20 protein-coding genes and 1 tRNA gene are annotated in these 24,049 nt (G+C 59.2%); 12 read left to right on the forward strand and 9 right to left on the reverse strand.

What is annotated here, in order from left to right:
* Nucleotide 1 precedes the first annotated feature (1 nt).
* Nucleotides 2-3,127, forward strand: coding sequence for an efflux RND transporter permease subunit (locus RA20_RS01220; RefSeq protein ID WP_039123795.1), 3,126 nt, complete (start codon nucleotides 2-4; stop codon nucleotides 3,125-3,127).
* Between the two features lie 39 nt (nucleotides 3,128-3,166).
* On the opposite strand, the gene RA20_RS01225 is transcribed toward RA20_RS01220, so the two are convergent.
* Nucleotides 3,167-3,424, reverse strand: a complete 258-nt coding sequence (locus RA20_RS01225; RefSeq protein ID WP_052248767.1) for a hypothetical protein — start codon at nucleotides 3,422-3,424, stop codon at nucleotides 3,167-3,169.
* 512 nt (nucleotides 3,425-3,936) lie between these two features.
* Between RA20_RS01225 and RA20_RS01230 the strand changes: the two genes are divergently transcribed.
* From RA20_RS01230 to RA20_RS01240, 3 genes are all read left to right on the forward strand, one after another.
* On the forward strand, nucleotides 3,937-4,902 hold the full coding sequence (locus RA20_RS01230; protein ID WP_039123796.1) for a TAXI family TRAP transporter solute-binding subunit: 966 nt from the start codon (nucleotides 3,937-3,939) through the stop codon (nucleotides 4,900-4,902).
* Between the two features lie 110 nt (nucleotides 4,903-5,012).
* Nucleotides 5,013-7,736 (forward strand): TRAP transporter permease, encoded by a 2,724-nt coding sequence (locus tag RA20_RS01235; protein ID WP_039123797.1) that lies wholly within the window; start codon nucleotides 5,013-5,015, stop codon nucleotides 7,734-7,736.
* The gene (locus RA20_RS01240; protein ID WP_039123798.1) at nucleotides 7,733-8,164 is read left to right on the forward strand and encodes a universal stress protein; all 432 of its coding nucleotides are present in this window, start codon (nucleotides 7,733-7,735) and stop codon (nucleotides 8,162-8,164) included. The genes RA20_RS01235 and RA20_RS01240 overlap by 4 nt, the downstream gene beginning before the upstream one ends.
* Nucleotides 8,165-8,190: 26 nt before the next feature.
* Here RA20_RS01240 and RA20_RS01245 read toward each other — a convergent pair whose 3' ends face one another.
* Genes RA20_RS01245 through RA20_RS01255 form a run of 3 tightly spaced genes read right to left on the reverse strand, consistent with a single transcriptional unit; the run spans nucleotide 8,191 to nucleotide 12,300 of the window.
* Nucleotides 8,191-9,240, reverse strand: coding sequence for a lipocalin-like domain-containing protein (locus tag RA20_RS01245; RefSeq protein WP_039123800.1), 1,050 nt, complete (start codon nucleotides 9,238-9,240; stop codon nucleotides 8,191-8,193).
* The gene (locus tag RA20_RS01250; RefSeq protein WP_039123802.1) at nucleotides 9,230-11,647 is read right to left on the reverse strand and encodes an FtsX-like permease family protein; all 2,418 of its coding nucleotides are present in this window, start codon (nucleotides 11,645-11,647) and stop codon (nucleotides 9,230-9,232) included. Before RA20_RS01250 ends, RA20_RS01245 begins: the two co-directional genes overlap by 11 nt.
* Entirely contained in the window at nucleotides 11,644-12,300 is a 657-nt protein-coding gene (locus RA20_RS01255) for an ABC transporter ATP-binding protein (protein WP_039123804.1), read from the reverse strand. The genes RA20_RS01250 and RA20_RS01255 overlap by 4 nt, the downstream gene beginning before the upstream one ends.
* Nucleotides 12,301-12,495: 195 nt before the next feature.
* On the opposite strand from RA20_RS01255, the gene RA20_RS01260 reads away from it, so the two are divergent.
* Nucleotides 12,496-12,945: a potassium channel family protein gene (locus tag RA20_RS01260; RefSeq protein WP_039123806.1), complete on the forward strand. Its 450-nt coding sequence runs from the start codon at nucleotides 12,496-12,498 to the stop codon at nucleotides 12,943-12,945.
* Here RA20_RS01260 and cls read toward each other — a convergent pair.
* A complete protein-coding gene (cls, locus tag RA20_RS01265; RefSeq protein WP_039123807.1) occupies nucleotides 12,942-14,357 on the reverse strand; it encodes a cardiolipin synthase in 1,416 nt (471 codons plus the stop codon). The two genes, RA20_RS01260 and cls, sit on opposite strands and share 4 nt — an antisense overlap.
* Before the next feature lie 146 nt (nucleotides 14,358-14,503).
* On the opposite strand from cls, the gene RA20_RS01270 reads away from it, so the two are divergent.
* Nucleotides 14,504-15,367 carry a YihY/virulence factor BrkB family protein gene (locus tag RA20_RS01270; protein WP_039123808.1) on the forward strand — a complete coding sequence of 288 codons (864 nt, stop codon included), beginning with the start codon at nucleotides 14,504-14,506 and terminating at the stop codon, nucleotides 15,365-15,367.
* 127 nt (nucleotides 15,368-15,494) lie between these two features.
* Nucleotides 15,495-15,683, forward strand: a complete 189-nt coding sequence (locus RA20_RS01275) for a hypothetical protein (RefSeq protein WP_039123812.1) — start codon at nucleotides 15,495-15,497, stop codon at nucleotides 15,681-15,683.
* A 6-nt stretch (nucleotides 15,684-15,689) separates the two neighbouring features.
* On the opposite strand, the gene RA20_RS01280 is transcribed toward RA20_RS01275, so the two are convergent.
* Together RA20_RS01280 and RA20_RS01285 are read right to left on the reverse strand one after the other, a co-directional pair.
* A complete protein-coding gene (locus RA20_RS01280; RefSeq protein ID WP_039123813.1) occupies nucleotides 15,690-16,406 on the reverse strand; it encodes an RlmE family RNA methyltransferase in 717 nt (238 codons plus the stop codon).
* A gap of 72 nt (nucleotides 16,407-16,478) precedes the next feature.
* On the reverse strand, nucleotides 16,479-17,591 hold the full coding sequence (locus RA20_RS01285) for a Ppx/GppA phosphatase family protein (protein WP_039123814.1): 1,113 nt from the start codon (nucleotides 17,589-17,591) through the stop codon (nucleotides 16,479-16,481).
* Nucleotides 17,592-17,876: 285 nt separating this feature from the next.
* On the opposite strand from RA20_RS01285, the gene RA20_RS01290 reads away from it, so the two are divergent.
* From RA20_RS01290 to RA20_RS01305, 4 genes are all read left to right on the forward strand, one after another.
* Nucleotides 17,877-18,173, forward strand: coding sequence for a virulence factor (locus tag RA20_RS01290; protein ID WP_039123815.1), 297 nt, complete (start codon nucleotides 17,877-17,879; stop codon nucleotides 18,171-18,173).
* Nucleotides 18,174-18,200: 27 nt separating this feature from the next.
* Nucleotides 18,201-19,127, forward strand: a complete 927-nt coding sequence (locus tag RA20_RS01295; RefSeq protein WP_039123816.1) for a methylenetetrahydrofolate reductase — start codon at nucleotides 18,201-18,203, stop codon at nucleotides 19,125-19,127.
* A 17-nt stretch (nucleotides 19,128-19,144) separates the two neighbouring features.
* Nucleotides 19,145-20,206: a methyltetrahydrofolate--corrinoid methyltransferase gene (locus RA20_RS01300; protein WP_039123817.1), complete on the forward strand. Its 1,062-nt coding sequence runs from the start codon at nucleotides 19,145-19,147 to the stop codon at nucleotides 20,204-20,206.
* 129 nt (nucleotides 20,207-20,335) lie between these two features.
* Nucleotides 20,336-21,394, forward strand: coding sequence for a hypothetical protein (locus RA20_RS01305; RefSeq protein WP_039123818.1), 1,059 nt, complete (start codon nucleotides 20,336-20,338; stop codon nucleotides 21,392-21,394).
* 44 nt (nucleotides 21,395-21,438) lie between these two features.
* Here RA20_RS01305 and RA20_RS01310 read toward each other — a convergent pair whose 3' ends face one another.
* Together RA20_RS01310 and RA20_RS01315 are read right to left on the reverse strand one after the other, a co-directional pair.
* Complete coding sequence (locus RA20_RS01310) at nucleotides 21,439-22,590, reverse strand: acyl-CoA dehydrogenase family protein (RefSeq protein ID WP_039123821.1); 1,152 nt, start codon at nucleotides 22,588-22,590, stop codon at nucleotides 21,439-21,441.
* A 287-nt stretch (nucleotides 22,591-22,877) separates the two neighbouring features.
* Nucleotides 22,878-22,967 (reverse strand) — tRNA-Ser (locus RA20_RS01315).
* Nucleotides 22,968-23,107: 140 nt separating this feature from the next.
* Here RA20_RS01315 and RA20_RS01320 point away from each other — a divergent pair.
* Nucleotides 23,108-23,941 (forward strand): DUF2059 domain-containing protein, encoded by an 834-nt coding sequence (locus tag RA20_RS01320; RefSeq protein WP_052248768.1) that lies wholly within the window; start codon nucleotides 23,108-23,110, stop codon nucleotides 23,939-23,941.
* Nucleotides 23,942-24,049 lie beyond the last annotated feature (108 nt).

The raw sequence follows: 24,049 nt of genomic DNA on the forward strand, positions 1-24,049 counted from the left end.
GATGTTTTCCTCCATTTTCATTTCGCGGCCAAAGTTCGCGATTGTCATCTCCCTCGTCCTGACGGTCATGGGGGTGATCGGCTACTTCGCGCTGCCAGTGGCACAGTTCCCTGAAATCACCCCGCCGGTGGTGAATGTCACCGCCAGTTACCCCGGCGCCAATGCTGAAACCGTAGAAAAGAGCGTTGCGGCCCCTATTGAAGCACAGGTCAACGGCGTGGACGGGATGCTCTACATGTCCTCCACCTCGGCGGACAACGGCAGCTATTCTCTGTCAGTGACCTTTGAAGTCGGCACCGATCCGGACATTGCGTCGGTCAACGTGCAGAACCGGGTTGCGCAAGCCGTCGCCGCGCTGCCTGCGGAAGTCACCGCAAACGGCGTGGTGACACAGAAAAGCTCTTCCAACATGCTGCTGGTGACAGCGCTGACCTCGCCCAATGGCTCATATGACAGTGTGTTCCTGTCGAACTATGCCGCCATCAACCTCAAGGATGCCCTTGCGCGGGTCGAGGGTGTGGGCAAGGCCGACATCCTGACCAACTTTGAATATGCCATGCGGGTCTGGCTGGATCCCAACAAGATGGCCGGCCTGGGCATATCGCCCGGTGACGTGATCAATGCGGTGCGCGAACAAAACATCGAAGTGTCCGCAGGGCAGGTGGGCGCTCCGCCGGTTCCGGGCGACCAGGTGTTTCAGTACACCATTAAGTCCAAGGGCCGCCTGACCGAGGTGAGCGAATTCGAGGATATCGTGATCCGTACAGGTGATGGCGGCAGCACGGTGCGGCTCAGCGACATTGCTCGCGTGGAATTGGGCGCCTCCAACTACAGTTCATCCGGCTACTATGACGGCGTGCCCGCCACCATTCTGGCCGTCTACCAGGCCCCTGGGGCCAATGCGCTGGCGGTATCAGAGGCTGTTCTGGCAGAGATGGACCGGCTGTCGGCGGATTTCCCTGATGACGTCTCTTATGCGGTGCCCTTCAACACCACTGACTTTGTCGAGCAATCTCTGAACGATGTGATCTCCACGCTGATGATGACATTTGTGCTGGTGATCTCTGTGGTGTTCATCTTTCTTGGCTCCTTCCGGGCGACAATCATTCCGGCAGTTGCGATCCCTGTGTCCTTGATCGGCACCTTTGCCTTCCTGCTGGTGCTCGGCATGTCGCTGAACACCATCTCGCTGTTTGCGCTGGTGCTGGCAATCGGCATCGTGGTGGACGACGCCATTGTTGTGGTTGAGAACGTCGAACGCATCATCGCCGAAGAAGGCCTGCCGCCGGCTGAGGCAACCCGCAAAGCCATGGGCCAGATCACCGGGCCGGTGATCGCCACGACGCTGGTGCTGCTGGCGGTGTTTGTGCCGGTGACCTTCATGCCGGGCATCACCGGGCAGCTCTACTCGCAGTTTGCTGTGACCATCTCGGTGGCGGTGGTGATCTCTTCTGTCAATGCGCTGACACTGTCTCCGGCGCTTTGCGGTATTGTGCTCAAGGCGCGGTCCGGCCCGCCCAAAGGGCTGCTGGCACTGTTTGAAAACATGATTGGCGGCGTGCGCAGCGGTTACCTGAGTATCGTAACGCGTCTGTTGCGGCTGCCGGTCATCGGACTCGCGATCATCGCAGCTGTTGCTTTTGGAACTGGCAGCATCTTCAACACAACCTCCAAAGGCTTCCTGCCGGCCGAAGACAATGGCTATCTCTTTGTTGATGTGCAATTGCCTGACGCCGCGGCTCTGGGGCGCACCGAAACGGTCACCAGCCGGATCGACGAGCAGATCAGGAAGATCCCCGGCGTTCAAGGCACGGTTCTGGTCAACGGATTCAGCCTGCTGAATGGGGCCGGGGCCAATGGCGCGATGATCATTGCCAATCTCGCGCCTTGGGATGAGCGGCAAAGCGAAGCGCTGCACCCGAATGCCATCCTTGGACAGATCTATGGCATCGCCAACGGCGAGGCCGCGGCCAGCATTGTCGCTTTCAACCCGCCCCCGATCTCGGGCCTCGGCATGTCGGCCGGCGTGGAAATGGCGGTTCAGCAGACGGCGGGCGGCACACCGCAGGACCTGGCACAATCTGTTGGCTCACTGGTCTATTCCGCGAACCAGCGGCCGGAAGTCGCCCAGTCCTACACCACGTTCCGGGCCAATGTGCCGCAAGTCTTCGTGGATCTGAACAGGGAGAAAGCCAAAACGCTTGATGTGCCCATTTCCGAAGTCTTCCAGACCATGCAGGCGCATCTTGGCTCCTATTATGTCAACGACTTCAACCTGTTCGGCCGCGTTTACAAGGTGATGCTGCAAGCAGAAGGCTCCTACCGCGACAAGATCGAGGATATCGGCGGCCTGTATGTGCGCGCGCAGTCCGGTGAAATGGTGCCGCTGTCGACCCTGATCGATGTGGAGAACGTGCTGGGACCGGTGCTGCTGAAGCGGCATAACATCTTCCGGTCTGCCACTGTGACAGCAGTTCCTGCCCCCGGCCTGTCGACCGGGGATGCTATCCGGGTGATGCAGGAGGAAGCCGCCACAGCTCTGCCGCCTGGATATGCCTTTGAATGGACCGGCACGGCTCAGCAGCAGCTCGACTCGGCAGGCCTGGTGACAGTGATCCTGGCGATGGCGGTGCTGTTCGGATACCTGTTCCTTGTGGCGCAATACGAAAGCTGGACCATGCCGGTGGCGATCCTGCTGTCTGTTATTGTCGCGTTATTCGGAGCGGTGGCTGCGGTGGCGCTGGCCGGCAATGACATCAACCTCTACACCCAGATCGGGATGATCATGCTGATCGGCCTGGCCTCAAAAAACGCGATTCTGATTGTGGAGTTTGCCATGGAGCAGAGGGCAGCTGGCCTGACGATCCGGGAAGCTGCACAGGAAGCTGCCAAACAGCGTTTCCGGGCGGTGATGATGACCGCGCTGTCCTTCCTGCTGGGGGTGGTGCCGCTGATGGTTGCCTCCGGCGCCGGCGCTGCCAGCCAGCGCGCGATTGGCATCGCAGTCTTTGGTGGCATGCTGGCTGCCACTGTTGTTGGCGTGATCGTTGTCCCGGTGCTTTACGCAATGATGCAGGGCATGCGGGAACGGGTTAAGGGCACGCCGGCGGCCAGCCCGGCAGAGTAAAAACAAGAGACCCCGCCAGCCTATCGGTTTGCGGGGTCTTTACGCGTTGGCGTATTGTTTTTCAGTGGAGGCTTTTTGCACTTGCTGAGCCTGCCGCGCGCGCAAGCCGCGCTCGTGCGCGGCGGATAGGATAAGCTCCCACTTGCGCGGCGTGCAGCGGAACTCCGGTTCCACGTCGCACGTCAGCGGCGCGTTTGCCCCCTTGGGCATTTTGCGGGCCTCAGCGGACACACAGCGTTCCAAAGCCCAGAAATCCGTCAGGGACGGATTGGCATAAATCACTTGGCTAAGCAGCATTGCTGCAAGCTCCCTGTCAATCTGTTGGTCACGGCCAGGGTTTCTTGAACCACGGCTCAATTTTTTGTGTGATGCTTATTAGCGTCACGCAATCGGTTTGTCACCAATTTCTTGACGGGGGTTCGTCGTATTTGCGTTGTTTTATCCTCGCAGATTCAGCGCCCGGAATGGCAGGTTCCTGATGTCTGCGTGCAGTCCGGAGAATCGCGGCCAGGTTTCAAACTGAAGCAAGGAAATTTTTCGTGGCTTTACGGTTTCGAACCGGTCAAGTTGACGGGGAAAAATACGTAACTTGCGTCAATAAAGCGGAAATTACCGCAACAAGGGGTGCGTCAATAAATAGCACCCTTGACTTGGAAGTGTGCCGGTGAAACCCTGCTGCGCGTGCAAAATAAACCGCACGCGCCTTGCCTGGCGGGCAAAATCCCGGGCCGTGGAAGGGGCAGGAAACCACTTTCGCGGCCGTTCCAGACCGGGCTGCAAATCATAAGACAAGTGGGAGAGACTTGATCATGAAACACACCAAGCTGGCTATCGGTGCATTGGTGGCGGCGTCCTTTTCGGCACCCGCAGCATTTGCTCAGGAATACATCACCATCGGCACCGGCGGCGTGACCGGTGTTTATTATCCGACCGGCGGCGCCATCTGCCGTCTGGTGAACAAGGGCCGCAAAGAGCACGGATTCAAGTGCGCTGTCGAATCCACCGGCGGCTCGGTCTACAACATCAACACCATCCGCGAAGGCGAGCTGCAGTTCGGTGTGGCGCAGTCCGACTGGCAGTACCATGCCTATAACGGCAGCAACAAATTCGAGGAGAAGGGCCCGTTCGAAGGTCTGCGCGCCGTGTTCTCGGTGCACCCGGAGCCTTTCACCGTGGTGGCGCGCGCGGACGCGGGCATCTCCAGCTTTGATGACCTCAAAGGCAAGCGTGTGAACATCGGCAACCCGGGGTCCGGCCAGCGCGGCACCATGGAAGTGCTGATGGGTGCCAAGGGCTGGGGCATGGAAGATTTCGCCCTGGCAACCGAGCTGAAAGCGGCGGAACAGTCTGCAGCGCTCTGCGACAACCAGATCGATGCGATGATCTACACTGTTGGCCACCCGTCCGGCTCGATCCAGGAAGCCACCACCGCCTGTGACTCGGTGCTGGTGACCGTTGATGGTGAAGCCGTGGATCAGCTGGTCGCCGACAATGCCTTCTACCGCACCGCGACAATCCCCGGCGGCATGTACCGCGGCTCAGATGCCGACACTCAGACTTTTGGCGTCGGTGCGACCTTCGTCACATCAGCGGATGTCTCCGAAGATGCGGTCTATGCGGTGGTCAGCTCGGTGTTTGAAAACTTCGACGCATTCAAGAAACTGCACCCGGCCTTTGCCCACCTGAAACCGGAAGAGATGATTGCAGACGGCCTGTCGGCACCGCTGCATGCCGGTGCGGCCAAATACTACAAAGAAAAAGGCTGGATCGAGTAATCGGCCAGGACTTTTGAACGGGGCGCAGCAGCGCCCCGTTTCGTTCCCCAGGGATGGGGAGATTATATTGAGGCCGCGCCTGCAGGCAGCGGCCTAAGGGGAGATTATCCATGACATCCGATGCTCAGGGAAATCGACCGCTCAGCGAAGAAGAGCTTCAGGAACTGGTCGCGTCCTCAGACGCCGGCGCCCGCAATCCGGTAGGGAGTGTAGGGGTTTTCCTGGCAATCGTCGCAGTTATTTGGTCGCTTTTCCAAGTCATTCTGGCCTCACCGCTGGCCAACCAGCTGCTGCCAGGCAGTGTGATCAACAATTCGCGGCAAATTCACTTGGCGTTTGCGCTGTTCCTTGCGTACGCGGCATATCCGGCATTGAAATCCAGTCCCCGCGGATACATTCCGATCCAGGACTGGGTTTTTGCCGTTGTTGGCACCGGAATCGCGCTTTATGGCTATATTTTCTATCAAAAAATCGTCGACTCTGGCGGGCTGGCCGACGACGTTGATAAATGGTTCGCTCTGGCTGGGCTTATCCTGCTGTTCGAAGCGGCGCGCCGTGCTCTTGGTCCGGCGATGGCGATCATTGCTACCATCTTCCTTGCCTATGTGTTCTTTGGCTCCTCAGATTGGGTGCCTGAAGTCATCCGCTGGAAAGGTGCCAGCCTGAAAAAGGCGATGAGCCATATGTGGATCACCTCCGAGGGCGTGTTTGGCATCGCTCTGGGTGTGTCGACGAAATTTGTCTTTCTTTTCGTGCTGTTCGGTGCGCTTCTGGATAAGGCCGGGGCAGGGAACTACTTCATCAAGATGGCGTTTGGTGCCCTGGGCCACCTCCGTGGCGGTCCCGCTAAGGCAGCCGTTGTGGGGTCTGCCGCAACCGGCCTGATTTCCGGCTCCTCCATCGCCAATGTGGTCACAACCGGCACCTTCACCATCCCGCTGATGAAGCGCGTAGGCTTTACCAGCGAGCAGGCCGGCTCCGTTGAGGTGGCTTCTTCCGTGAACGGTCAGATTATGCCGCCGGTGATGGGGGCTGCAGCCTTCCTGATGGTGGAATATGTCGGCATTTCCTATGTCGAGGTGATCACCCATGCCTTCCTGCCAGCTGCGATCTCCTACATTGCTCTGGTCTATATCGTGCATCTGGAGGCCGTGAAGCGGAACATGCCGACACTGGGCAACCGCGAAGTGCATCTTGCCCGAACGGTCCTGGGCATGTTCAGCTTCTTTGCCGTGTTTGCAGGCCTGTGCTACGGCTCCCAGTTTCCGGTGGACCTGGCGTATGCCTGGGTGCCGAGCTTTGCAGGGCTGGTCATGTTCGCGGTCATTCTGCTGATCTATGTGGCCATGGTCGCACTGTCATCGCAGATACCTGATCTTGAGCCCGATGATCCCAACGCGAAACATGTGGAACTGCCGGATGTGGCTAAAATCTACAAGGCCGGCCTGCATTACCTGCTGCCGATCCTGGTTCTGGTGTACTTCCTGATGATCGAGCAAAAATCGCCCGGGCTGTCAGCATTCTGGGCCACGGCGCTGTTGTTCATGATCCTTCTGACCCAGAAACCTCTCAAGGCCGTCTTCCGGGGCGAAAGCGATACCGCCAACGCCTTCATGGAGGGGGTGCAGGATCTTTGGACCGGATTGATTGACGGTGCCCGCAACATGATCGGGATCGCATTGGCGACTGCCACTGCGGGGGTTATTGTTGGCACCGTGACGCTCACCGGCATTGGCCAGGTGATGGCGGATCTGGTCGAGAACATGGCATATGGGCTGACCTATATCTCTGCTCTCGGCGTGCATGCGATCAGCCCGGTGACCGATCTGATCGGGATAACCAGTTTCGAAGGTACGGTTGCGGAACGCGCAACAGATATGACCGGAACCACGCTGGTGTTTGTTCTGGCTTGTGTGGGGTTGCTGTCGCTGGTGCTGGGAATGGGGCTTCCGACGACTGCTAACTACATCGTGGTCAGTTCGCTGATGGCAGGAGTGGTGGTCGAGCTGGGTGCCCAGTCCGGACTGATCGTGCCTCTGATCGCGGTGCACCTGTTTGTGTTCTACTTCGGGATCATGGCTGATGTGACGCCGCCAGTCGGGCTGGCAAGCTTTGCTGCGGCTGCGGTGTCTGGCGGTGATGCGATCCGTACCGGATTTACCGCATTCTTCTACAGCCTGCGCACAGTGGCGCTGCCGTTTGTGTTCATTTTCAACACTGATCTTCTGCTGATCGATGTGACTTGGACACAAGGCATACTGGTTGCGGTTTCAGCCACAATAGCCATCCTGGTCTTCACCGCCGGCACCATGGGCTATTTCGTCAGCCGCAGCCGGATCTATGAGAGTATCCTGCTGGTCTTTGCCGCCTTTGCGTTGTTCAGGCCGGATTACTTCATGAACCGGATCATGCCGCCCTATGCCGACGTTCCGCCTGCAGAGCTTGTCCAGGCGCTGGAGGCAGCGGAGCCGGGGGCAGAGATGAGGATCACCGTGCAAGGACCTGATTTCGACACCTCCGAGATCAAGTCCACTACACTGATCGTCACCGCAGACGGCACTGGCGGCCAGCAGACGGTTGATGCCTTCGGCCTGCTGCTTCTTGAAGAAGACGGCGCGGTCAAACTGGATGAGCCGATGTTCGGCACGCCTGCGGCCCCCAGCCTGGAGAGCTTTGATTTCTATGCCGACGAACCAGTGCAGATCGTCTCCATTCAGGCCCCGGCCAGCCAGTTGCCCAAGGAGCTGATTTTCCTCCCGGCCTTGCTGCTGGTGGCGCTGATTGCCCTGCTGCAGCGTGGCCGCGGGCGGGAACAGGAAGGAGTTACCGTATGAGCAAGCCCGTTCTTTGCGCCTTGGAATTGAGCGATCAGGCATCTGACGAAAAGGTTCTGGCCCAGGCAGCGCGCCTGGCAGAGCTGGACGGTGCTCAGCTGGACGTGGTCAACGTCTTGCCGGATTTCGGAGAAAGCTGGGTGTCGGGCTTTTTTGAGGACCATCACCATGAGAAGGCGGTGAAAGATGCCACTTTGCGCCTCAGCGAACTTAGCGCCAAGGTGCTGGGCGAGGAGAGGAACGCCACGGTACGCCACCTGGTTGCTACTGGCACTGCCTATCAGGAGATCCTCAAAGTTGCGGAAACTGCCGGCAGCGGGCTGATCGTGATTGGCGCACATAAGCCGGATCTGAAAGATTACCTGCTTGGGCCCAACGCGGCCCGGGTGATCAGGCATTCAGACTGCTCCGTCTTTGTGGTCCGCTAACGAGCAAAGGGCGCCTTCGGGCGCCCTTATTCGTAGCCTGTCATCTCTAGGTAGCCTTTGCCGCTGTGGCTGCCAGTGACCGAAACCGGGCCTTCCCAATAGGAAAACGAAGTGCCCATCCAGCTTTGCGGATTAAGCGCTTGGACGTCCACGGAAACACCTTTCTCCGGCAGACTGGCCTGCCAGCGGGTTGGGATCCCGCGTCCGTTTACCTGGCTGAATTCCAGGGGCTTAGCCTGGAAACTACCTGGTGCCAGCGGCTCCGCTCCGCCATCTTTTGAAATCCAGGTGCCGGACGTGAAGTTGCCACTGTCCCCGCGCAGCACAAACCCCATCAGTTTTTCGCCGCTGTCAAAGCTTAGCGAGAACCAGTCCCAGCCGCTTTGATCTTCAGCCAGCGGCTGGCTGGACCATTCTCTGTCAAGCCAGCCATGACCCGTGACATCAACAGGACCGTCCGGGAGCGACAGCGTTCCGGTAACCTGGTAGTGCGGCTGGGAATAGTAGTAACTGGCCTGTCCGCTTGCGGACTTGACTGAATACCCTTTGTCCCCGTGCAGGACAATCGGGCCGTCGGCCTGAAGTTTTAGGTCATAGGAAAACGCGTGATCGCTTGCGGTTACCCTTATCTTTTCAAGGCTGTTTCCCTCTGAGCGCATCTGCCAATCGTCAATCCAGGCCTCAAACGGCTCTGCGATGACACCGGCTTGTCCAACCCCTCCACGTGCAAGCCGCTCAGCAAACAAATGGCGGGTGGGTGAGGTGGCAGCGGCATGAGCCATCCAAATTTGCGGGCTTTGCCATCCCTCGGCGTCTGCGGGCGCCAGGGCCGATCGGAACAATGTCCATTGAACGCCATAGCTGCGGCCGTCCACTCCCTCGAGATTGGCCGTTAAGTACCACCATTCGATACGGAAATCCGGATGGGCACCGTGATCGCCCGGAAAGTTCAGCAGATTACCGCGCTGCGGAATGGCAAACCCTTCAGCCTCAGTTCCCAGACCTGCGTAACTTTGCGGACTGGCTGCCGAAGCCCAAAGACTAAGGGCAAATGCGAGAGCGAGTTTAGCGTTCATTGGCAAACACCTTGAGCAATTCAGCCGGGTCCAGCTTGCTGAGGCGGCGTGCGGGCAACGCAGCAGCCAAAACCGCTGCCAGTATCGCGAGCAGAAACAGCCGGAGCCAATCAGCAGGAAACAAATGCATCGGCAGCTCCCAGCCGAAGGCCTCCACATTGACCACCGCCAGCAATGCCCATGCCAGAACGAGGCCCAGCGGCAGAGCAAGTACCGCGGTTAGTGCAGCCAGCAGCACGCTGCGCAGAACTTCCGCAAGTGCCAGCTGCCGGCGCGTAAGCCCCATTGCCCAGACCGGAGCCAATTGCGGCAGCCGCTGGCTCCACAAGGTCAGAAGGCTGCTCAGCATCGCAAATGCCGCCACGCCCAGCGTCAATAGGTTGAGCGCGGCGGTGATAACAAAGGTCCGGTCAAAGATTGCCAGGGAGCGGCCTTTGATACTGGCTTGATCGACGACATTTTCCCGCTGTATTTCAAATGTTTCCTGGATTGAGTTGATAGTATCCGGAACTTTCTCCTGGGGCAGCCGCAAGCCGAATTGCCTGTTCGGAATCTCTGGAAACCTTGCAAGAAGTTCTGGCAATGACACAATCGCCTGGCCATTAGGATTGCCATAGTCAGAATACACCCCAGCAATGGTCAGCTCCCAATCGGGGGAAAGACGGAGACTGCCGCCTGGGACGAGGCCATGACGCCGGGCAAGCTGCTCATTGACCAGAAGACCATCTCCAGCAGCAACTTGATCCCAGACATCCGGGAGGCCATTCAGCAAGGGCCAATTGTCACGATAGGTCGCATCGTCCACAATTCCGTACACCCTTAGCGGTGCCCCTTTGAACCGGATGTCTTTACGGCGGATTGGCAGCGCTGTTACCCCGCGCTGCTCAAGCCAGGCGGCAAGTTCGGCTCCCTGAACATCACTGTTTGCGGTGACATAGATTTCAGCGGACAGACGCTGGTCCAGCCAGCCAGTGAAGGTGAGGCGGAAACTGGAAACCATTGTTCCAACGCCAATATTTGCCGCCAGTGCCAATAGCAGGGCCATTAGGGCAAGCGACATGCCGGGCAGCTGCGCCCGGGTGTCTGCCCACAGCCAATCGCCAAATGGGTTGCGGGACAGCTGTGCCCCCAACCGGAGACCGGCAGAGATCAGCAGAGGAAGCATTAAGGCTGCTCCCAGCATGATACCGCCAAGAAACACGAAACCGGCTATAAGTCCCTGAAAGTTAGCCAGAACAAGAATTCCTAAAAGGATACTGACCGCGCCGGTTATGGCCGAAAGAAAATGGCTGCGACTGGCTTGCTGTCCCCGGGCCCGGGTCGCAGGCCCGGCCAGCAAGGGCATACGGGACAAGGCAAACAAGGCTTGGGCGCCGGCCAGAAAGGTCCCGCCAAGCGCCATTCCCATTCCCCCAAGAGCCCAGGACGGCCGAAGGGACAAGCTGCCGTCAACTGGCGCGCCATAAAGACCAGCCAGAGTAGCGCTCACTCCCGGAAGAAGGGCCGCGGCCACAAAATAGCCGCCGGTCAGCCCGACCAGCCCAGCACAAAGTGCGATAGCGGCCAGTTCTCCGGCAAACAGCATCATAAGGAGCCGCATGGGCAATCCCAGGCCGCGAAGGGTCCGTATCAGACCGCGGCGTTGTTCCAGGCTCAAGCCGATTGCGCCTTGAACGATAAACAAGCCAACAGCAAAGGACAGCAAGCCAAAGGCTGTCAGGTTGAGGTGGAAGCTGTCCGTAAGCCGCGCGGTTGCCGCTGATGCGTTGCCGGCAGAGATCCGGGTCAGCTCCGGTGCAAGCGTTTCAAGCCGCTGCAAGCCCGGGACCTGATCAGGCAGCACAAGGAGATAACTGAGTGTGTCCGGCCGGCGGAGCAGTCTGCTGGCCAGGCTCATGTCCGCTACCAGGATTGAACGAGGCAAGGCTTCGGCGCGCGTCACGGGAAAGGGTGGGTTCGCGGCTTCAACCAAGGACGCGGTCTCTGGATGCGCAAACACCCGGCCCGGCGGCAGCAAAGCATCCAAAGGGGTGGCATCGTCCAGCTGAGCCGCTTCGGAAAGCGCTGGAACCAAAGGATGGCTCAGCAGGTCAACCCCCATGATTTCAAAGCTTTGCCGACCGATCCTAACAGTGCCCTCCAGCACGGGCGCGAGCTGCCATCCGGCCCGGCGCAAAGCGGCGTACTGCTCCAGCGGGATGAAATCATTTTCTGGGACCAGCCGGTCAGCGCCTGCGGTGCCAAGCTGCTCCGCCGCCCTTGCATAGCTGGCGCGCGCCTCGCTGTTTATCGCTTGCACAGCCGACCAAAGCCCGGTTGCCAGCGCAATCCCGGCCAGCAGGGTAGCCAGTTGCATCGGGTGGCGGAACCAGTGAGACAGGATTGCCTGCAAAGCGGCCCGGATCATGCTGCCATGCCATGTTGCAGGTGCAGCCGCCGGTCCAGCATTTTTGCAATAGCGGCCGAGTGGGTCACCAGAAACAGTGCCGTGCCGCTTTCACGGACCAGTTCCAGCATCAGCTCCATTACCGCCTCGCTGGCGCTTTCGTCCAGGTTTCCGGTTGGCTCATCCGCCAACAGGAGCCGGGGCCGCACCGCGAGCGCCCGGGCAATGGCCACTCGCTGCTGCTGCCCGCCCGAAAGCTGTTCAGGGTAGCGGTCAAGCAGGCTGGTCAGTCCGAGCTTTTCTGCCAGCCTGTGCCCCCATTCCGCCTCCCATCTGCGGCCGAGACGCGCGTGGAGTGCAATATTCTGCAGCACATTTAGTGAGGAAATCAGATTAAACTGCTGGAAAACCAAGGAAACCTTCTCGCGCCTAAGAGCCGCGCGCTGGCTGTCGCCAAGCCTTGACAGACGGGTGCCTTCAATTTCGATTTCACCGCTGTCGAAACTGTCCAGCGCCGCGGCCAAATGGAGCAGCGTGCTTTTGCCTGAACCGCTGTCGCCGGTCAAAGCCAGGCTTTGTCCGGCTTCCAGATCCAGAGACACACCGCGCAGAACGGCAGTTTCCGGCGTCTGGCCAGGATAGGATTTTGTCACTTCTCGGATTCTCAGAACCATTCTGGAGCTGCCTCCGGCGCTTAGGGTCGTCGCGTCCTAAAAGGCACTGAATACCCATGCCCCGCAGAAGTCCAGTGCGGCACTTGTGCAGTTTCCGCCGGCAGCAGCCGTCCAATTCAAAATTGGGCATTGCAGAAAAGATTTCCGAGGTGCAGCTATAGCTTAGCAGTGCTTCACAATGGCGGGAGGACAGAGATGACGCTATGGAACCAGTTGTTGTGGGGATCGCTTTACCTGAGCGCATGCCTGATCCTGGAAATTAGCGTGCTGGTCTGGTGCGGCGCCGTTCTGAACAAGCTCGCTGGCCGGTTTGTCAAACCCTACAGAGCCTGGCAGATTGGCCTGATGCTGGTTGTCGCCATCTTCATTATTCTGGGCGGCCATACCGCGCAGGTCTGGATCTGGTCAGCTGCTTTCGTCCTTGTTGGAGCGATCGGTGACTGGAATACTTCCGTCTATTTTTCTTTGGCGACCTATACCACATTGGGTTACGGCGATGTGGTTCTGGGGCCGGCGCTCAGGATTTTCGCCGCGTTTGCCGCTGTCACGGGACTGTTTGGGTTCGGCATCAGCACCGCCTTTCTGGTGAGTGCAATGGGACGGATTTTTTCCATGCACCGGCAGGAGAATGAGGCCAGGAACTAGAGAACCGGCGCCAGCAGGCGCGCGGCTGGGGCAAGCAAGCGGATTGCCAGCTTCTGCTGGCCGAGCGGCACCGTGAGCTCGGTTGCGCTTCGGAAGTCGTTCCGCAGCATTTCCGCCACTTCGCTTGCGGAGGCCGCATCAAAGAAAAGTGCCATGGTCTCAAAGTTCAGCCGGAAGGAGCGGTAGTCCAGATTGGCGGTGCCGACACCCGCTATGGTGTCGTCAATCACAAAGCACTTCTGATGCATGAAGCCGCCCTGATAGCGCAGGATGCGCACGCCGGAGTCCCTTAACTCATCAAAAAATGCAAAGCCAGCTAGCCACGGGAGGTAGTGGTCAATGGTTTCAGGCAAAAGGATCCGCACATCCAGCCCTCTGAGCGCGGCATGTTTCAAGGCGGCAAAAACGTCCTGGTCCGGCACGAGATAGGGGGAGGCCATCCACACCCGGCTTCTGGCAGCCGTTATGGCGGAAAAGAACATCATCGAGCCATTGCCGGTATTGTCGCCTGGGCCTGTAGCGACGATCAGGGCAGGGCGGTCCTGTGCCGACGGTTCCGGCTGCCAGTTGAGCAGGTCAATTACCGGTTCCTGCGAACGCCAGTGCCAGTCCTCGGCAAAGGCCAGCTGCAGCTGCTGTACAACCGGGCCGTTCAGCCGCACATGCGTGTCCCGCCAGGGCCCAAATGCAGGGTCCAAGCCGAGGTATTCATCGCCGGCGTTAAAGCCTCCTGTAAATCCAGTATGTCCATCAATGATGACCGTCTTGCGATGGTTCCGGAAATTGATTCTTAGCCGGTGCCAGGGGCGCCTGCGGCCGGCGGGATCCAGAGTATTGATCCCCGCGGTCTCCAGCGCTTGGAAATACTCCTGGGGCAGGTGGCGGCTGCCGATACTGTCTACCATGAACCACACTGTGACACCGCGCTCTGCCGCCGCAATCAACCGGGCCTGCAATTGCTGGCCGACACCGTCCGCATTCAGGATGTAGTATTGAACGAGAATGTACTCCGACGCGTTTTCAATGGCGTCGAAAATTGATGTAAATGTCTGATGGCCATTGGTAAGCAGCTGCATTCTGTTTCCGCGGCACACCTTTGAACCTGCAATCCGTTCAAAGGGCACGGTGTTTACGGCCAGCTTTCCAGCGCCTTCGAAGCGGGCGCTGGTGTAGTTCCGGGCAGCTGTTACCGCGTGCTGTGCCGCCTTTCGGGCGCGCCAGTACCCTTTGAACCGGTGGTGGCCGAAAATCATATAGGCCGGCAGGGCCGCTACAGGTGCCGCCAATAGAAACACGACCCAGCCAATAGCTCCTTGCGGCGTCCGCGCAGTACGGGCTGCGCTCAGGGCGGCCAGCCCTGCTGCTGTCCAGGTCGCGGCCAGCGCTCCCGTGCTGAGAACAATCCAGAACATGCTTAAGCCTAAAAATTCTTCCTTTACTTCAAACTAGTACCCGGCGAACTGTACCGCCACTTCCGGAGCAGGACCAGAATAACGCAGTTGCCAAAAAGGAAACGGGCCGGCTGGCAATTCTCAGACGGTTATGGAAACGTGCAGCCATGCCGATCCTGCCTCCTTTCCGCCGCTGGCCCGCTGCGCTGCTGGCCGCTGCCCGCCGCTTCAACAGAAAGAACGGATGGGTGATGAGCAGCCATATCGCAATGTCGATGATGCTGGCGCTGTTTCCCTTTGTTTTGTTTACCGTTGCACTTGCGGGGACTGTTGCGGGCATCCTTTCTCAGGACGTGGAGCGGGAGAGCATGACCGAGCTTGTGTTCGGCGCCTGGCCGGATTCGGTTGCCCAGCCTATTCTGACCGAACTGGAAGCGGTTCTTGTGACCTCGAGCCCGCAACTGGCCACGTTGGGCGGGCTGTTTGCTTTGTATTTTGCCTCCAATGGGGTCGATGCCGTCCGCATAGCTCTGGTTCAGGCTTATCATGACATTGACACCAGACCGTTCTGGAAAACACGGGGCATTTGCATTGGCCTGGTGATCCTGGGAGGTGCAGGCATACTGGCCGCAGCGGTGTTTGAGCTGCTGCTGCCGCTGTATGTGCGCTATCTTGCAGATCTTCTGCCGTTCGGCCAGCTGTCCGGGCATTGGGAAAAGGGGCTGAGCGGCATGCTGGCGCTGCTGCTGCCGGCGTGTGCGGTGCTGGCATTCCATATCCTGCTGCCTGGGCGGATTCACAGGTTCCGCCGTATCCTGCCTGGCGTAGCCCTCACTTTGCTCCTGTGGCTGGCGGCGGGCAGCGGATTTGCCTTCTATGTCAGCTCCTTTGCTCAGTACTCAGCGACCTATGCCGGACTGGCTGGAGCGATGGCCGCGATGATATTCCTATACCTGAATGCTGCGATTCTGATCCTGGGCGCTGAGTTTAACGGTGCGCTGATCGATATCGCAGACGGGCAATTGCCATAACCCTTGGGTATTTCTGCAACTGTTTCCATTTTCGCAACAATAAGGCAGCTTTGCCACAATTCGGTCGTTTTACAGACCCAAACCCCTTCTAATTTGCTGGAAAGCGGCGGATCCAGAAGGGGCCATCATGACAAAATTGCAAGATAAGCTGCGCCATATGCGGTTGTTCGAACTGATGCGGCAGCGGGAGATGGCCAGCCATGTAAGCCGAAAGCTGCGGGTGTCCAGGCTAACCGACGGTGAGGCTGAGGAGGCGCTTTTGCTGCGTACTCTGGCTACACGGTCGCTGACAACACCGCACAGCCGCCGGGTCTGAGCAAGCTCAGCCCCGGAACCCCGTGGCAACCACAAATTTCTCGGAACTGTCCGACCGTGAGGAGGGCGGTTTCATGTTGAAGACTTTGGTGAACTTCTGCTTCAGCAGCTTTTGCAGCTCACCCTCGGCGCCGCCGGCCAAAACCTTGGCGACAAAGGTGCCGCCGTCCTCCAGAACGTCAAAGGCGAAATAAGCTGCGGTCTCGCACAGCGAGATGATACGCAGATGGTCCGTCTGCTTGTGGCCGGAGCTGGCCGCCGCCATGTCCGACATCACCACATCAGCCTTGCCGCCCAGCCATTCCTTGACCTTGTCGTCAGCGCCATCATCCATGAAATCCAGCTGGTGGAATTCTGCACCGGCCAGCGGCTCAACTTCCTGCAGATCGACGCCGATGATGCGGCCGACAGCTTTACCCGGCTTCTCGCCAAGCGAATTGATCCGCTTCACGGCCACCTGGGCCCAGCCGCCCGGCGCACAGCCAAGATCCACCACCCGCGCGCCGTTGACAAGGAAGCGGAATTTATCATCCAGCTCCATGATCTTGTAAGCCGCACGGCCGCGGTAGCCTTCGGCCTGTGCGCGTTTGACGTACGGATCGTTCAATTGCCGCTGCAGCCAGCGGGTCGAGCTGAGCTTGCGCCCGCGGGCGGACTTCACTTTGACCTTGAGGTCGCGCTGACCGCGTCCGGAGGTGTTTTTGCCAGTTGGTGTCTTTGCCATTTTTCCGCCTTCCGGGCCGGGCCCGGGACTTCAGAATTCCAAGCCATGGGACATAGGGTATTTCGACAGGATTTAGAAGGGGCCGTCTTCCAGAACCCCGTCCGCACTCATTTGCGCATAAAGCAGACCCTCGCGCAGGCCCCGGTCCGCCACAGACAGGCGATCGGTCGGCCAGCACCGCAGCAAGGCCTGCAGGATGGCAGAACCCGACATGATCAGCGCTTGGCGGTCCTCGCCGATGCGGGGATCGCGGCGGCGGCCCTGGGGGCCAAGCTCCAGATACCCGCGGATCACCTTGTCGATCTGGTCGCTGGTCATCCGCAGGCCATCGACCTTGGTGCGGTCGTAGCGCTTGAGGCCAAGATGCGATGCGGCCACCGTTGTCACCGTTCCGGAGGTGCCGACAATCTGGAAACCGGCCCGGGCTTGCTCATCCTTGTAGGGCGCAAAATCGGCCAGGTTCTCCTCGAAGAACCAGCTCATCAAGGCAAAGCGGGCAGAGTCGTCTTCAACGTCGTTGAACTGATCGCGCAAAGTGGCCACGCCCAGGGGGACCGAGATCCAGTCCACGACCTTGGCGGCAGGGAAGGGGCTCTCGCCCGGATGAAAGCCGTTGTGCAGACGCATGATCGCAGAGGGCCGGTCCCGGCGCGGCACCGAGGAAATGTCGATCCAGACCAGTTCGGTCGAGCCGCCGCCGATATCGACCACCAGTAGCTGAGTGGTTTTGGTGGAAACCAGCGGTGCGCAGGAGATCACCGCAAGACGGGCTTCTTCCTCCGGCTGGATGATTTCCAGCGTCAGCCCTGTTTCCCGTTTGACCTGACGGATGAATTCACGCGAGTTTTTGGCGCGGCGGCAGGCCTCCGTCGCGACCAGCCGCATCCGTCTGACCTTGTTGCGCTTCAGTTTCTGCTGGCAGATCCGCAGCGCCTGGATGGTGCGCGCCATCGAAGACCGCGACAGCCGTCCGGTCCGCTCCAGCCCGGCGCCGAGCTGCACCGACTTGGAGAAACTGTCGACCACATGAAAACCGCTGCCCTTGGGCTGGGCGATCAGCATGCGGCAGCTATTTGTACCCAGATCCAGCGCCGCATAAAGCGCATCGGGATCGGGCCGGGCCGGTGCAGGGGTCTCAACCGCCTTGGGAAACGCGCCCGCACCTTTCGAGCGCCTGGGCGCCATGATTCACGCCCTCCGATTATCGTGTTAAGGATGACAATAGGTGGGCGCGCGCAGCGGCGCAAGCACCGGGCAGCAGAAGCAGAGCAATTTCCGCCCGGTACCGGATATCTCATAATCCAGATGAATATTTTTGCGCCTGAGCCCTGTGGCATTCGCAGGTGTACAAAGCTAGGGTCGCGGCAGGAAAAACGTCGCTCTATCTCTTCACGTTGTCGAAATTCGACCAACGTGCCGGCGGCTGCCACTCTAGAACGTGGTCTATCCAGGTGAGGAGGAAATCAGGGTATGCCCGACGTTACGATCGTATACTGGCGCGACATCCCCGCGCAGGTCATCGTTGGCAAAGGCCGCCGCGGCGCCAAACGGCAGCTGGAAGAGCGGTTTGAGCAGGCCATCGACCGTGCGGCGATGAAGGTGAACGCCAAGGACGCCGACGCCTATCTTGCCGAATGGCGCAAGGCAGCCCCCTTTGCCGCAGAAGGCGAAGCGGCCGATATCGCCGAAGCCGAGGCAACCCGCCTGGAGACAGAATACGATCAGGACCGCCTGAAAGCGCTGATCGCAAACGACGGATGGGCGTGAGCCTGACACCACTTATGGGAGGCCGTTATGGCTTTGCTGAACTTTAAGAAACGCGATTCTGGCGCAGGCCAGGCTGTCACCCCGGAAATGGAGGCCTTCCTGAAGGGCTATTCCATCGAGGTGATGCCGCGTACTGCCGCCAAGGTCGAAGATTTCCGCGACCTGCTGCCGGCCGGTACCCGCGTTTATATCGCGCATATCGAAGGCACCCCGATCGAGGACATGGTCGCCACCGCCAAGCGGATCGCTGGCGAAGGCTATGACGTGATGCCGCATTTCCCGGCGCGCATCATCAAAGACAAGGCGACTCTGGGTGACTGGATCAACCGTTACCAGGGCGAAGCGGGCGTCAAGCAGGGCCTGATCCTGGCTGGCGGCGTTGCCAAGCCGCACGGCGACTTTGACAGCTCCATGCAGCTGCTTGAAACCGGCCTGTTCGACGAAGCGGGTTTCACCAACCTGCATGTTGCCGGCCACCCGGAGCCGAACCTGGACATCGACCCCAACGGCGGCCGCGCCAACACCTATTCGGCGCTGGACTGGAAACAGGAATTCTCCAAGCGCACCGACGCCGAGATGGCGCTGGCAACCCAGTTCTGCTTTGAAGCGCAGCCGGTGATCGACTGGGTGAACGAGCTGAAAGAGCGCGGCATGAACCTGCCTGTGCACATCGGCATCGCAGGCCCGGCCAAGCTGCAGACCATGATCAAGTTTGCAATCGCTTGCGGCGTTGGCCCGTCGCTGAAAGTGCTGCAGAAACGCGCCAAAGACGTCTCCAAGCTGCTGCTGCCGCATGAGCCGGGCGAGATTCTGGCGGATCTGGCAGCTCACAAAGCAGCTAACCCGGACTTCCAGATCGAGAAGGTCCACTTCTTCCCGCTGGGCGGCATCAAGACCAATGCCACCTGGGCGATCAACAACGGCGGCGAGTCCGCCAAGCCGGTTAACTCCTGACACCCTGAGGATCAAATATGACCCGTACAGTCGTAGAATCAAAAACAAAAACCGCGATCCTGGGCTTTGATGAGCCCTTCTGCGTGATCGGCGAGCGTATCAACCCCACCGGCCGTAAAAAGCTGGCGGCCGAGCTGGAAGCCGGCGACTTCTCCACCGTTGAGAAAGACGCGCTGGCCCAGGTGATGGCTGGCGCCAATATCCTCGATATCAACGCGGGCGTTGTCTACAACTCCAACCCGAACCCGAACGAGACCGAGCCGCCGCTGATGACCAAGATCGTCGAGCTGGTGCAGGGCCTGACCGATGTGCCGCTGTGCATCGACTCCTCGGTTCCGGGTGCACTGGAAGCCGGCCTGGCCGCGGCCGAAGGCCGTCCGCTGCTGAACTCCGTGACCGGCGAAGAAGACCGCCTGGAAATGGTGCTGCCGCTGGTCAAGAAGTACAATGTTCCGGTTGTGGCGATTTCCAACGACGACACCGGCATCTCCGAAGATCCGGAAGTCCGCTTTGCCGTTGCCAAAAAGATCGTTGAGCGCGCAGCCGACTTCGGCATCCCGGCGCATGATATCGTGGTTGACCCGCTGGTGATGCCGATCGGCGCCATGGCAACCGCCGGCCAGCAGGTGTTCGAACTGGTCCGCAAGCTGCGTCTGGAGCTGGGCGTGAACACCACCTGCGGTGCCTCCAACATCTCCTTCGGCCTGCCGAACCGCCACGGCATCAACAACGCCTTCCTGCCTATGGCAATGGCTGCTGGCATGACCTCCGCGATCATGAACCCGGTTGCTCTGCCGATCACCCAGAAGAAGATCGCCGAGAAAAAAGCCGAAGTCGAAGCTGCCGGCATCATCCTGCCGGAAGGCATGGACGACGAGGCTTTCGTAACCATGTTCGGAATGGGCTCCACCAAGCCGAAGGCCGGCAAGGAAATGGAAGCCATCCGCGCGGCCAACCTGCTGACCAACAACGACCCGCACGGCGGCGACTGGATCAAGTTCAACAAAGCACCGGCTGCTGAAGGCGAAGAAGGCCGCGGTCGTGGCGGCCGTTCTGGCGGACGCCGCCGCCGCGCCTAAGGCAGCTCTGTAAGCTTTCAAAACCTCCAAGCCTCCGGCTTGGGGGTTTTCTTTTGCCGTATGCAATGGCGGCGGCCTTGACGCCATTTCCGCTGCCATACATAAAGCTGTTCAAAAATAGGACTTTGCATGCGGTGTGTTCTGCACATTGGCCCGTCAAAAACAGGCAGTTCTTATATTCAGAATTTCCTGACACAAAGCGCTGACACCCTTGCGGCACTGAATGCGCGGGTGATCCGCTTGACGCAGGCTGCAATGTTTGAATTCGCCGTGGCGTTCAGCCACGAGTATGAGGCCCGGCCTTCTTTTGTCCGCATCGGCGTCACAGCGAAAAATTTTCCAAGGAAACAGAAGGACCTGCGGCGGAAAATTCAAGCGCAGATCGAACAGGCGGCTGCAGAGGGTATCGAAGTCTGCATCATATCTTGCGAGAGTATCTCGAATATCGGAACGGGAGAGCCTCGCGATCCGGCCGTTCAGGCTATGAAACGATGGCTGCAACGCTTTTTTGATAGCGTCACAGTCGTCGCGGTTTGCAGGCGTCAGGACAAGCGGGCGGTAAGCCGTTACAAGAATGCAGTAAAGAACCTCGGCTCCACAGAGCAGAACTGCCTGCAAACGGTTCCAAGCCTTCATTTGGACAGGCTTTTGGCTCCTTATGAGCATTTCTTTGGCAAGGGCAATATCAAGCCGCTGCTGTTTCCTGACAGTGTCGAAGAGAACAGGGATTTGATCGCCGACTTTTGCTCTGCTGCCGGCCTTGACGGGTTGTACAATGCAAGCCTGGCATCTGAACCGCCCCGGAACCCGGCTGTTGATGGCAGGGCCATTGAGCTGATCCGCCAATTGAATCGGCTTTGGCCAGACAGAAACCCTGATCAAATCACTATTGCCTGGAAACGGGCCATGAAGATACTGATGTCGGTAAGCGCCACATCGGAAACAAAAGTGGCTCCGTCCCGCGAGCAGGCGCAGAAGTTCCTAGAAGCCTTTGAAGATGGCAATGAAGCTGTTCGGGCCAGGTACTTCCCTGATCGCGAGACCTTGTTCCACGCGGATTTTTCGAGCTATCCGGATAAGGCGGTCTATCCGTCTTTTTCGCAGGAAGAAACGGTAAGAGTATTGGCTCAGCTGCTGCAGGATGAACAGCTGGAGCGCCTGGCCCGGCGCGGAAAGCGGCAATCCTAAGAGGGGCGAGGGCAGTTTGACTGGATCCCTGGCACCTTGCCGCCTCAGTAAATCCTGTCCACCGGCTGTCCAAGCGCCAAGGCGCCTGTGAATTCCGTTTGAGCTTCCTTCTGCAGCGGGTGATAGCGCGCTGCCTGAATGTCGCGGAACCGGCGTTCAAGTTCCGCTTTGCGGTAAAAGCCTGCTCCGCCGGCCAGTTCCATAGCCAGTTCAACAACACGGATTGCATTTTCTTCAACCAGGCGGCGGCCGATCATGACATCGTTGACGGTTTCTGCCGAAGGCGCATTGCGCTCAGAGGCGGCGATCATCGTCTCGTGGGCCATGCCTGCGGCAGCAAGCGCAGTGTCCAGGCGTCCCGCAAGCGATTGCAGCCGCGGTGCTGCCGGTTTCTTTCGTGCCATGCCGACAGCAATGTCACGGGCGCCTTCCGCCACGCCAAGGTAGACGGAGTAGATCAACGGTGTGGCAATGGATGAAACCAACTGAAGCGCGGGATGCCATTCACCTGCCTTGCGCCTGAGGGCAATGTTCCCGTCTGGGACAAACAGCCCCTCAATCCTGATGTCCTGAGATCCGGTTGCCCGCATGCCCAGCGTGCGCCATGTGTCCAGAACTGTAACTTCCGGCGCTGTCATCGGGACGGCGAAATGCAGAAAGGCTGCTTCGCTGCCTTCGCCGCAGATTGCGCCCGTCATCAGCAGATCCGCTGCGGGCGCGCCAGAGGAAAACACCTTGTGCGCCGTGACCCGGTAGCCGCCTTCGACCCGTTCAGCCTTGCCGGATCCGCCAATCCAGTCCGACCCGCCTGAGCTCGAAAGTAAAAGCTTCTCCTTCGCCACCCTGCGCAAAAGCGGCGCGACCTGTGGCTGTGCTTCTTCCTGGTGCCGCCATCGCCAGGCAGGAATGGCGACCTGATGGGTATGCATGGAAAGCGTGAGGGCGGTAGAGCCGCAGGACTGTGCAATTGTCCGCAATACCCTGGCTAGGGTGCGCACATCGGCACCGCCTCCGCCCAGTTCAGCCGGAACCGCTGCGCTGATCAGGCCGCTTTCCTTCAAGTCGTTAAAGTTGGCTTCGGCAAAGCGGTCATTTTCGTCAAGATCGGCGGCTCTTTCTGCAAAAAGCACTCCAAGCCTTGCTGCCGTCTCGGCAAAATTTTCAGCAAGCGGTCCGTGATCAACAACTTTATCCATGTTTTCAGCCTTCCCAAAATTTGGAATGCATTCACATTGGCGTCCTTTTGGAGGTGCCGCTACCCTATAAGTTGCGCACGCAAGAGGGCCGCCATCTGTCAGGTGAATTTTAACTCTTCTTTTGCGAGGTGCCTGGCAAGTGCGGCAGGTGCACCGGCAGGTAAATTGTCGGCGCGGCAGCAGGGCTTGGATGCGGATTGGCTCAGAAACCCGGCCAGACTCGCCTTCCGCGAGGGGCGTGAGCGTCTCTCGGCTCGGGCGTTCGTCGAAGCGATCTTAGGGGTAAATGGCGGAGAGACAGGGATTCGAACCCTGGGTGGGCTTGCACCCACAACGGTTTTCGAGACCGCCCCGTTCGACCACTCCGGCACCTCTCCGCGGGGGTCTGGTGGGGCAGCGTTTAAGGTTGATTCCGGTAGGGCGCAAGGGGGAAATGCAGCTTTGGCAAAAAAAGCCGGTTTCCCGTTGTCAGCCAAAGGTTTTTGCCTAGATTTACCTTATGCGCAACACAGCCCGAATGCCCGCCGTCCTGACCCGTGCCCTTCTGTTTTTCAGCTGGGCATTCATTGCCGCCCTGCAGCCGGCTCATGCAGCGGATCGCGACCGTCTGGAAGCTTTCCTGGAAGTGACCGGCTTTGACGTTGCACTGGACAGTATCGCTCTGTCTGCCTCAAGCGCACCGCTGATGCTGGGTTTTGATGCGGGGGCCTTCGGAAGCCAATGGACCAAAATGTCCGAAGAAGTGTTTGATACCTCGGAGATGCGCGTCCTGGCGCTGGAAATCCTGGAGGAGACCTTGGATGATGAGGCGCTGGACTTTGCGGCTGGTTTTTATGCAAGCGACCTTGGGCAAAGACTGGTGCGGGCCGAGAATGCCTCGCATCTGATCGAGGATGACGAGGTCAAGCAAATTGCCGGCAATAGGATCATTTCCGACCTGGTCAAAGCCGGAAGCAAGCGCGTCGCCATGTACCGGCGCATGGGCACTGCAATTGATGCTGCTGGCACCGGGGTAAAAGCGCTGCAGCAGATTCAGTTCCGTTTCCTGATGGCGGCTGCCGACGCGGGTGTGATCGAATTGGAGCTGGACACGGACGCGCTGCGGGCGCTGATGAAAGAGCAGGAGGGGGACTTGCGCCTCAGCCTTCAGGCCTCCAGTCTGGCGGCCTCTGCCTATACTTATCAAGAGTTCTCCGATGCCGAAGTGGAAGCCTATGTGGAAGCGCTGGAGGAGGCACCGATGCAGCGGGTTTATGAACTTCTGAATGCCGTCCAGTATGAGATCACAGCCAACCGGTTCGAGGAGCTGGCGCACCGGATGGCAGAGCTTACGCCAGGCCAGGATATCTGATCCAGGCAGCAGGCCGCTGCCTTGGTGGAAAACAGTTGACAGCACAGCCAATCCGCCCCATAAGCCCGCATCCCGGCCCGGAATCCGCGTGCCGGGGTTCATTTGTAA

This window comes from Leisingera sp. ANG-Vp (assembly GCF_000813725.1).
In the GTDB taxonomy this organism is placed as follows: domain Bacteria; phylum Pseudomonadota; class Alphaproteobacteria; order Rhodobacterales; family Rhodobacteraceae; genus Leisingera.

Coding starts and splice junctions, on each gene's coding strand:
- RA20_RS01220 (WP_039123795.1), top strand. CDS start 2: ATGTTTTCCTCCATTTTCATTTCGCGGCCAAAGTTCGCGATTGTCATC.
- RA20_RS01225 (WP_052248767.1), bottom strand. CDS start 3,424: ATGCTGCTTAGCCAAGTGATTTATGCCAATCCGTCCCTGACGGATTTC.
- RA20_RS01230 (WP_039123796.1), top strand. CDS start 3,937: ATGAAACACACCAAGCTGGCTATCGGTGCATTGGTGGCGGCGTCCTTT.
- RA20_RS01235 (WP_039123797.1), top strand. CDS start 5,013: ATGACATCCGATGCTCAGGGAAATCGACCGCTCAGCGAAGAAGAGCTT.
- RA20_RS01240 (WP_039123798.1), top strand. CDS start 7,733: ATGAGCAAGCCCGTTCTTTGCGCCTTGGAATTGAGCGATCAGGCATCT.
- RA20_RS01245 (WP_039123800.1), bottom strand. CDS start 9,240: ATGAACGCTAAACTCGCTCTCGCATTTGCCCTTAGTCTTTGGGCTTCG.
- RA20_RS01250 (WP_039123802.1), bottom strand. CDS start 11,647: ATGATCCGGGCCGCTTTGCAGGCAATCCTGTCTCACTGGTTCCGCCAC.
- RA20_RS01255 (WP_039123804.1), bottom strand. CDS start 12,300: ATGGTTCTGAGAATCCGAGAAGTGACAAAATCCTATCCTGGCCAGACG.
- RA20_RS01260 (WP_039123806.1), top strand. CDS start 12,496: ATGACGCTATGGAACCAGTTGTTGTGGGGATCGCTTTACCTGAGCGCA.
- cls (WP_039123807.1), bottom strand. CDS start 14,357: ATGTTCTGGATTGTTCTCAGCACGGGAGCGCTGGCCGCGACCTGGACA.
- RA20_RS01270 (WP_039123808.1), top strand. CDS start 14,504: ATGCCGATCCTGCCTCCTTTCCGCCGCTGGCCCGCTGCGCTGCTGGCC.
- RA20_RS01275 (WP_039123812.1), top strand. CDS start 15,495: ATGACAAAATTGCAAGATAAGCTGCGCCATATGCGGTTGTTCGAACTG.
- RA20_RS01280 (WP_039123813.1), bottom strand. CDS start 16,406: ATGGCAAAGACACCAACTGGCAAAAACACCTCCGGACGCGGTCAGCGC.
- RA20_RS01285 (WP_039123814.1), bottom strand. CDS start 17,591: ATGGCGCCCAGGCGCTCGAAAGGTGCGGGCGCGTTTCCCAAGGCGGTT.
- RA20_RS01290 (WP_039123815.1), top strand. CDS start 17,877: ATGCCCGACGTTACGATCGTATACTGGCGCGACATCCCCGCGCAGGTC.
- RA20_RS01295 (WP_039123816.1), top strand. CDS start 18,201: ATGGCTTTGCTGAACTTTAAGAAACGCGATTCTGGCGCAGGCCAGGCT.
- RA20_RS01300 (WP_039123817.1), top strand. CDS start 19,145: ATGACCCGTACAGTCGTAGAATCAAAAACAAAAACCGCGATCCTGGGC.
- RA20_RS01305 (WP_039123818.1), top strand. CDS start 20,336: ATGCGGTGTGTTCTGCACATTGGCCCGTCAAAAACAGGCAGTTCTTAT.
- RA20_RS01310 (WP_039123821.1), bottom strand. CDS start 22,590: ATGGATAAAGTTGTTGATCACGGACCGCTTGCTGAAAATTTTGCCGAG.
- RA20_RS01320 (WP_052248768.1), top strand. CDS start 23,108: ATGCCCGCCGTCCTGACCCGTGCCCTTCTGTTTTTCAGCTGGGCATTC.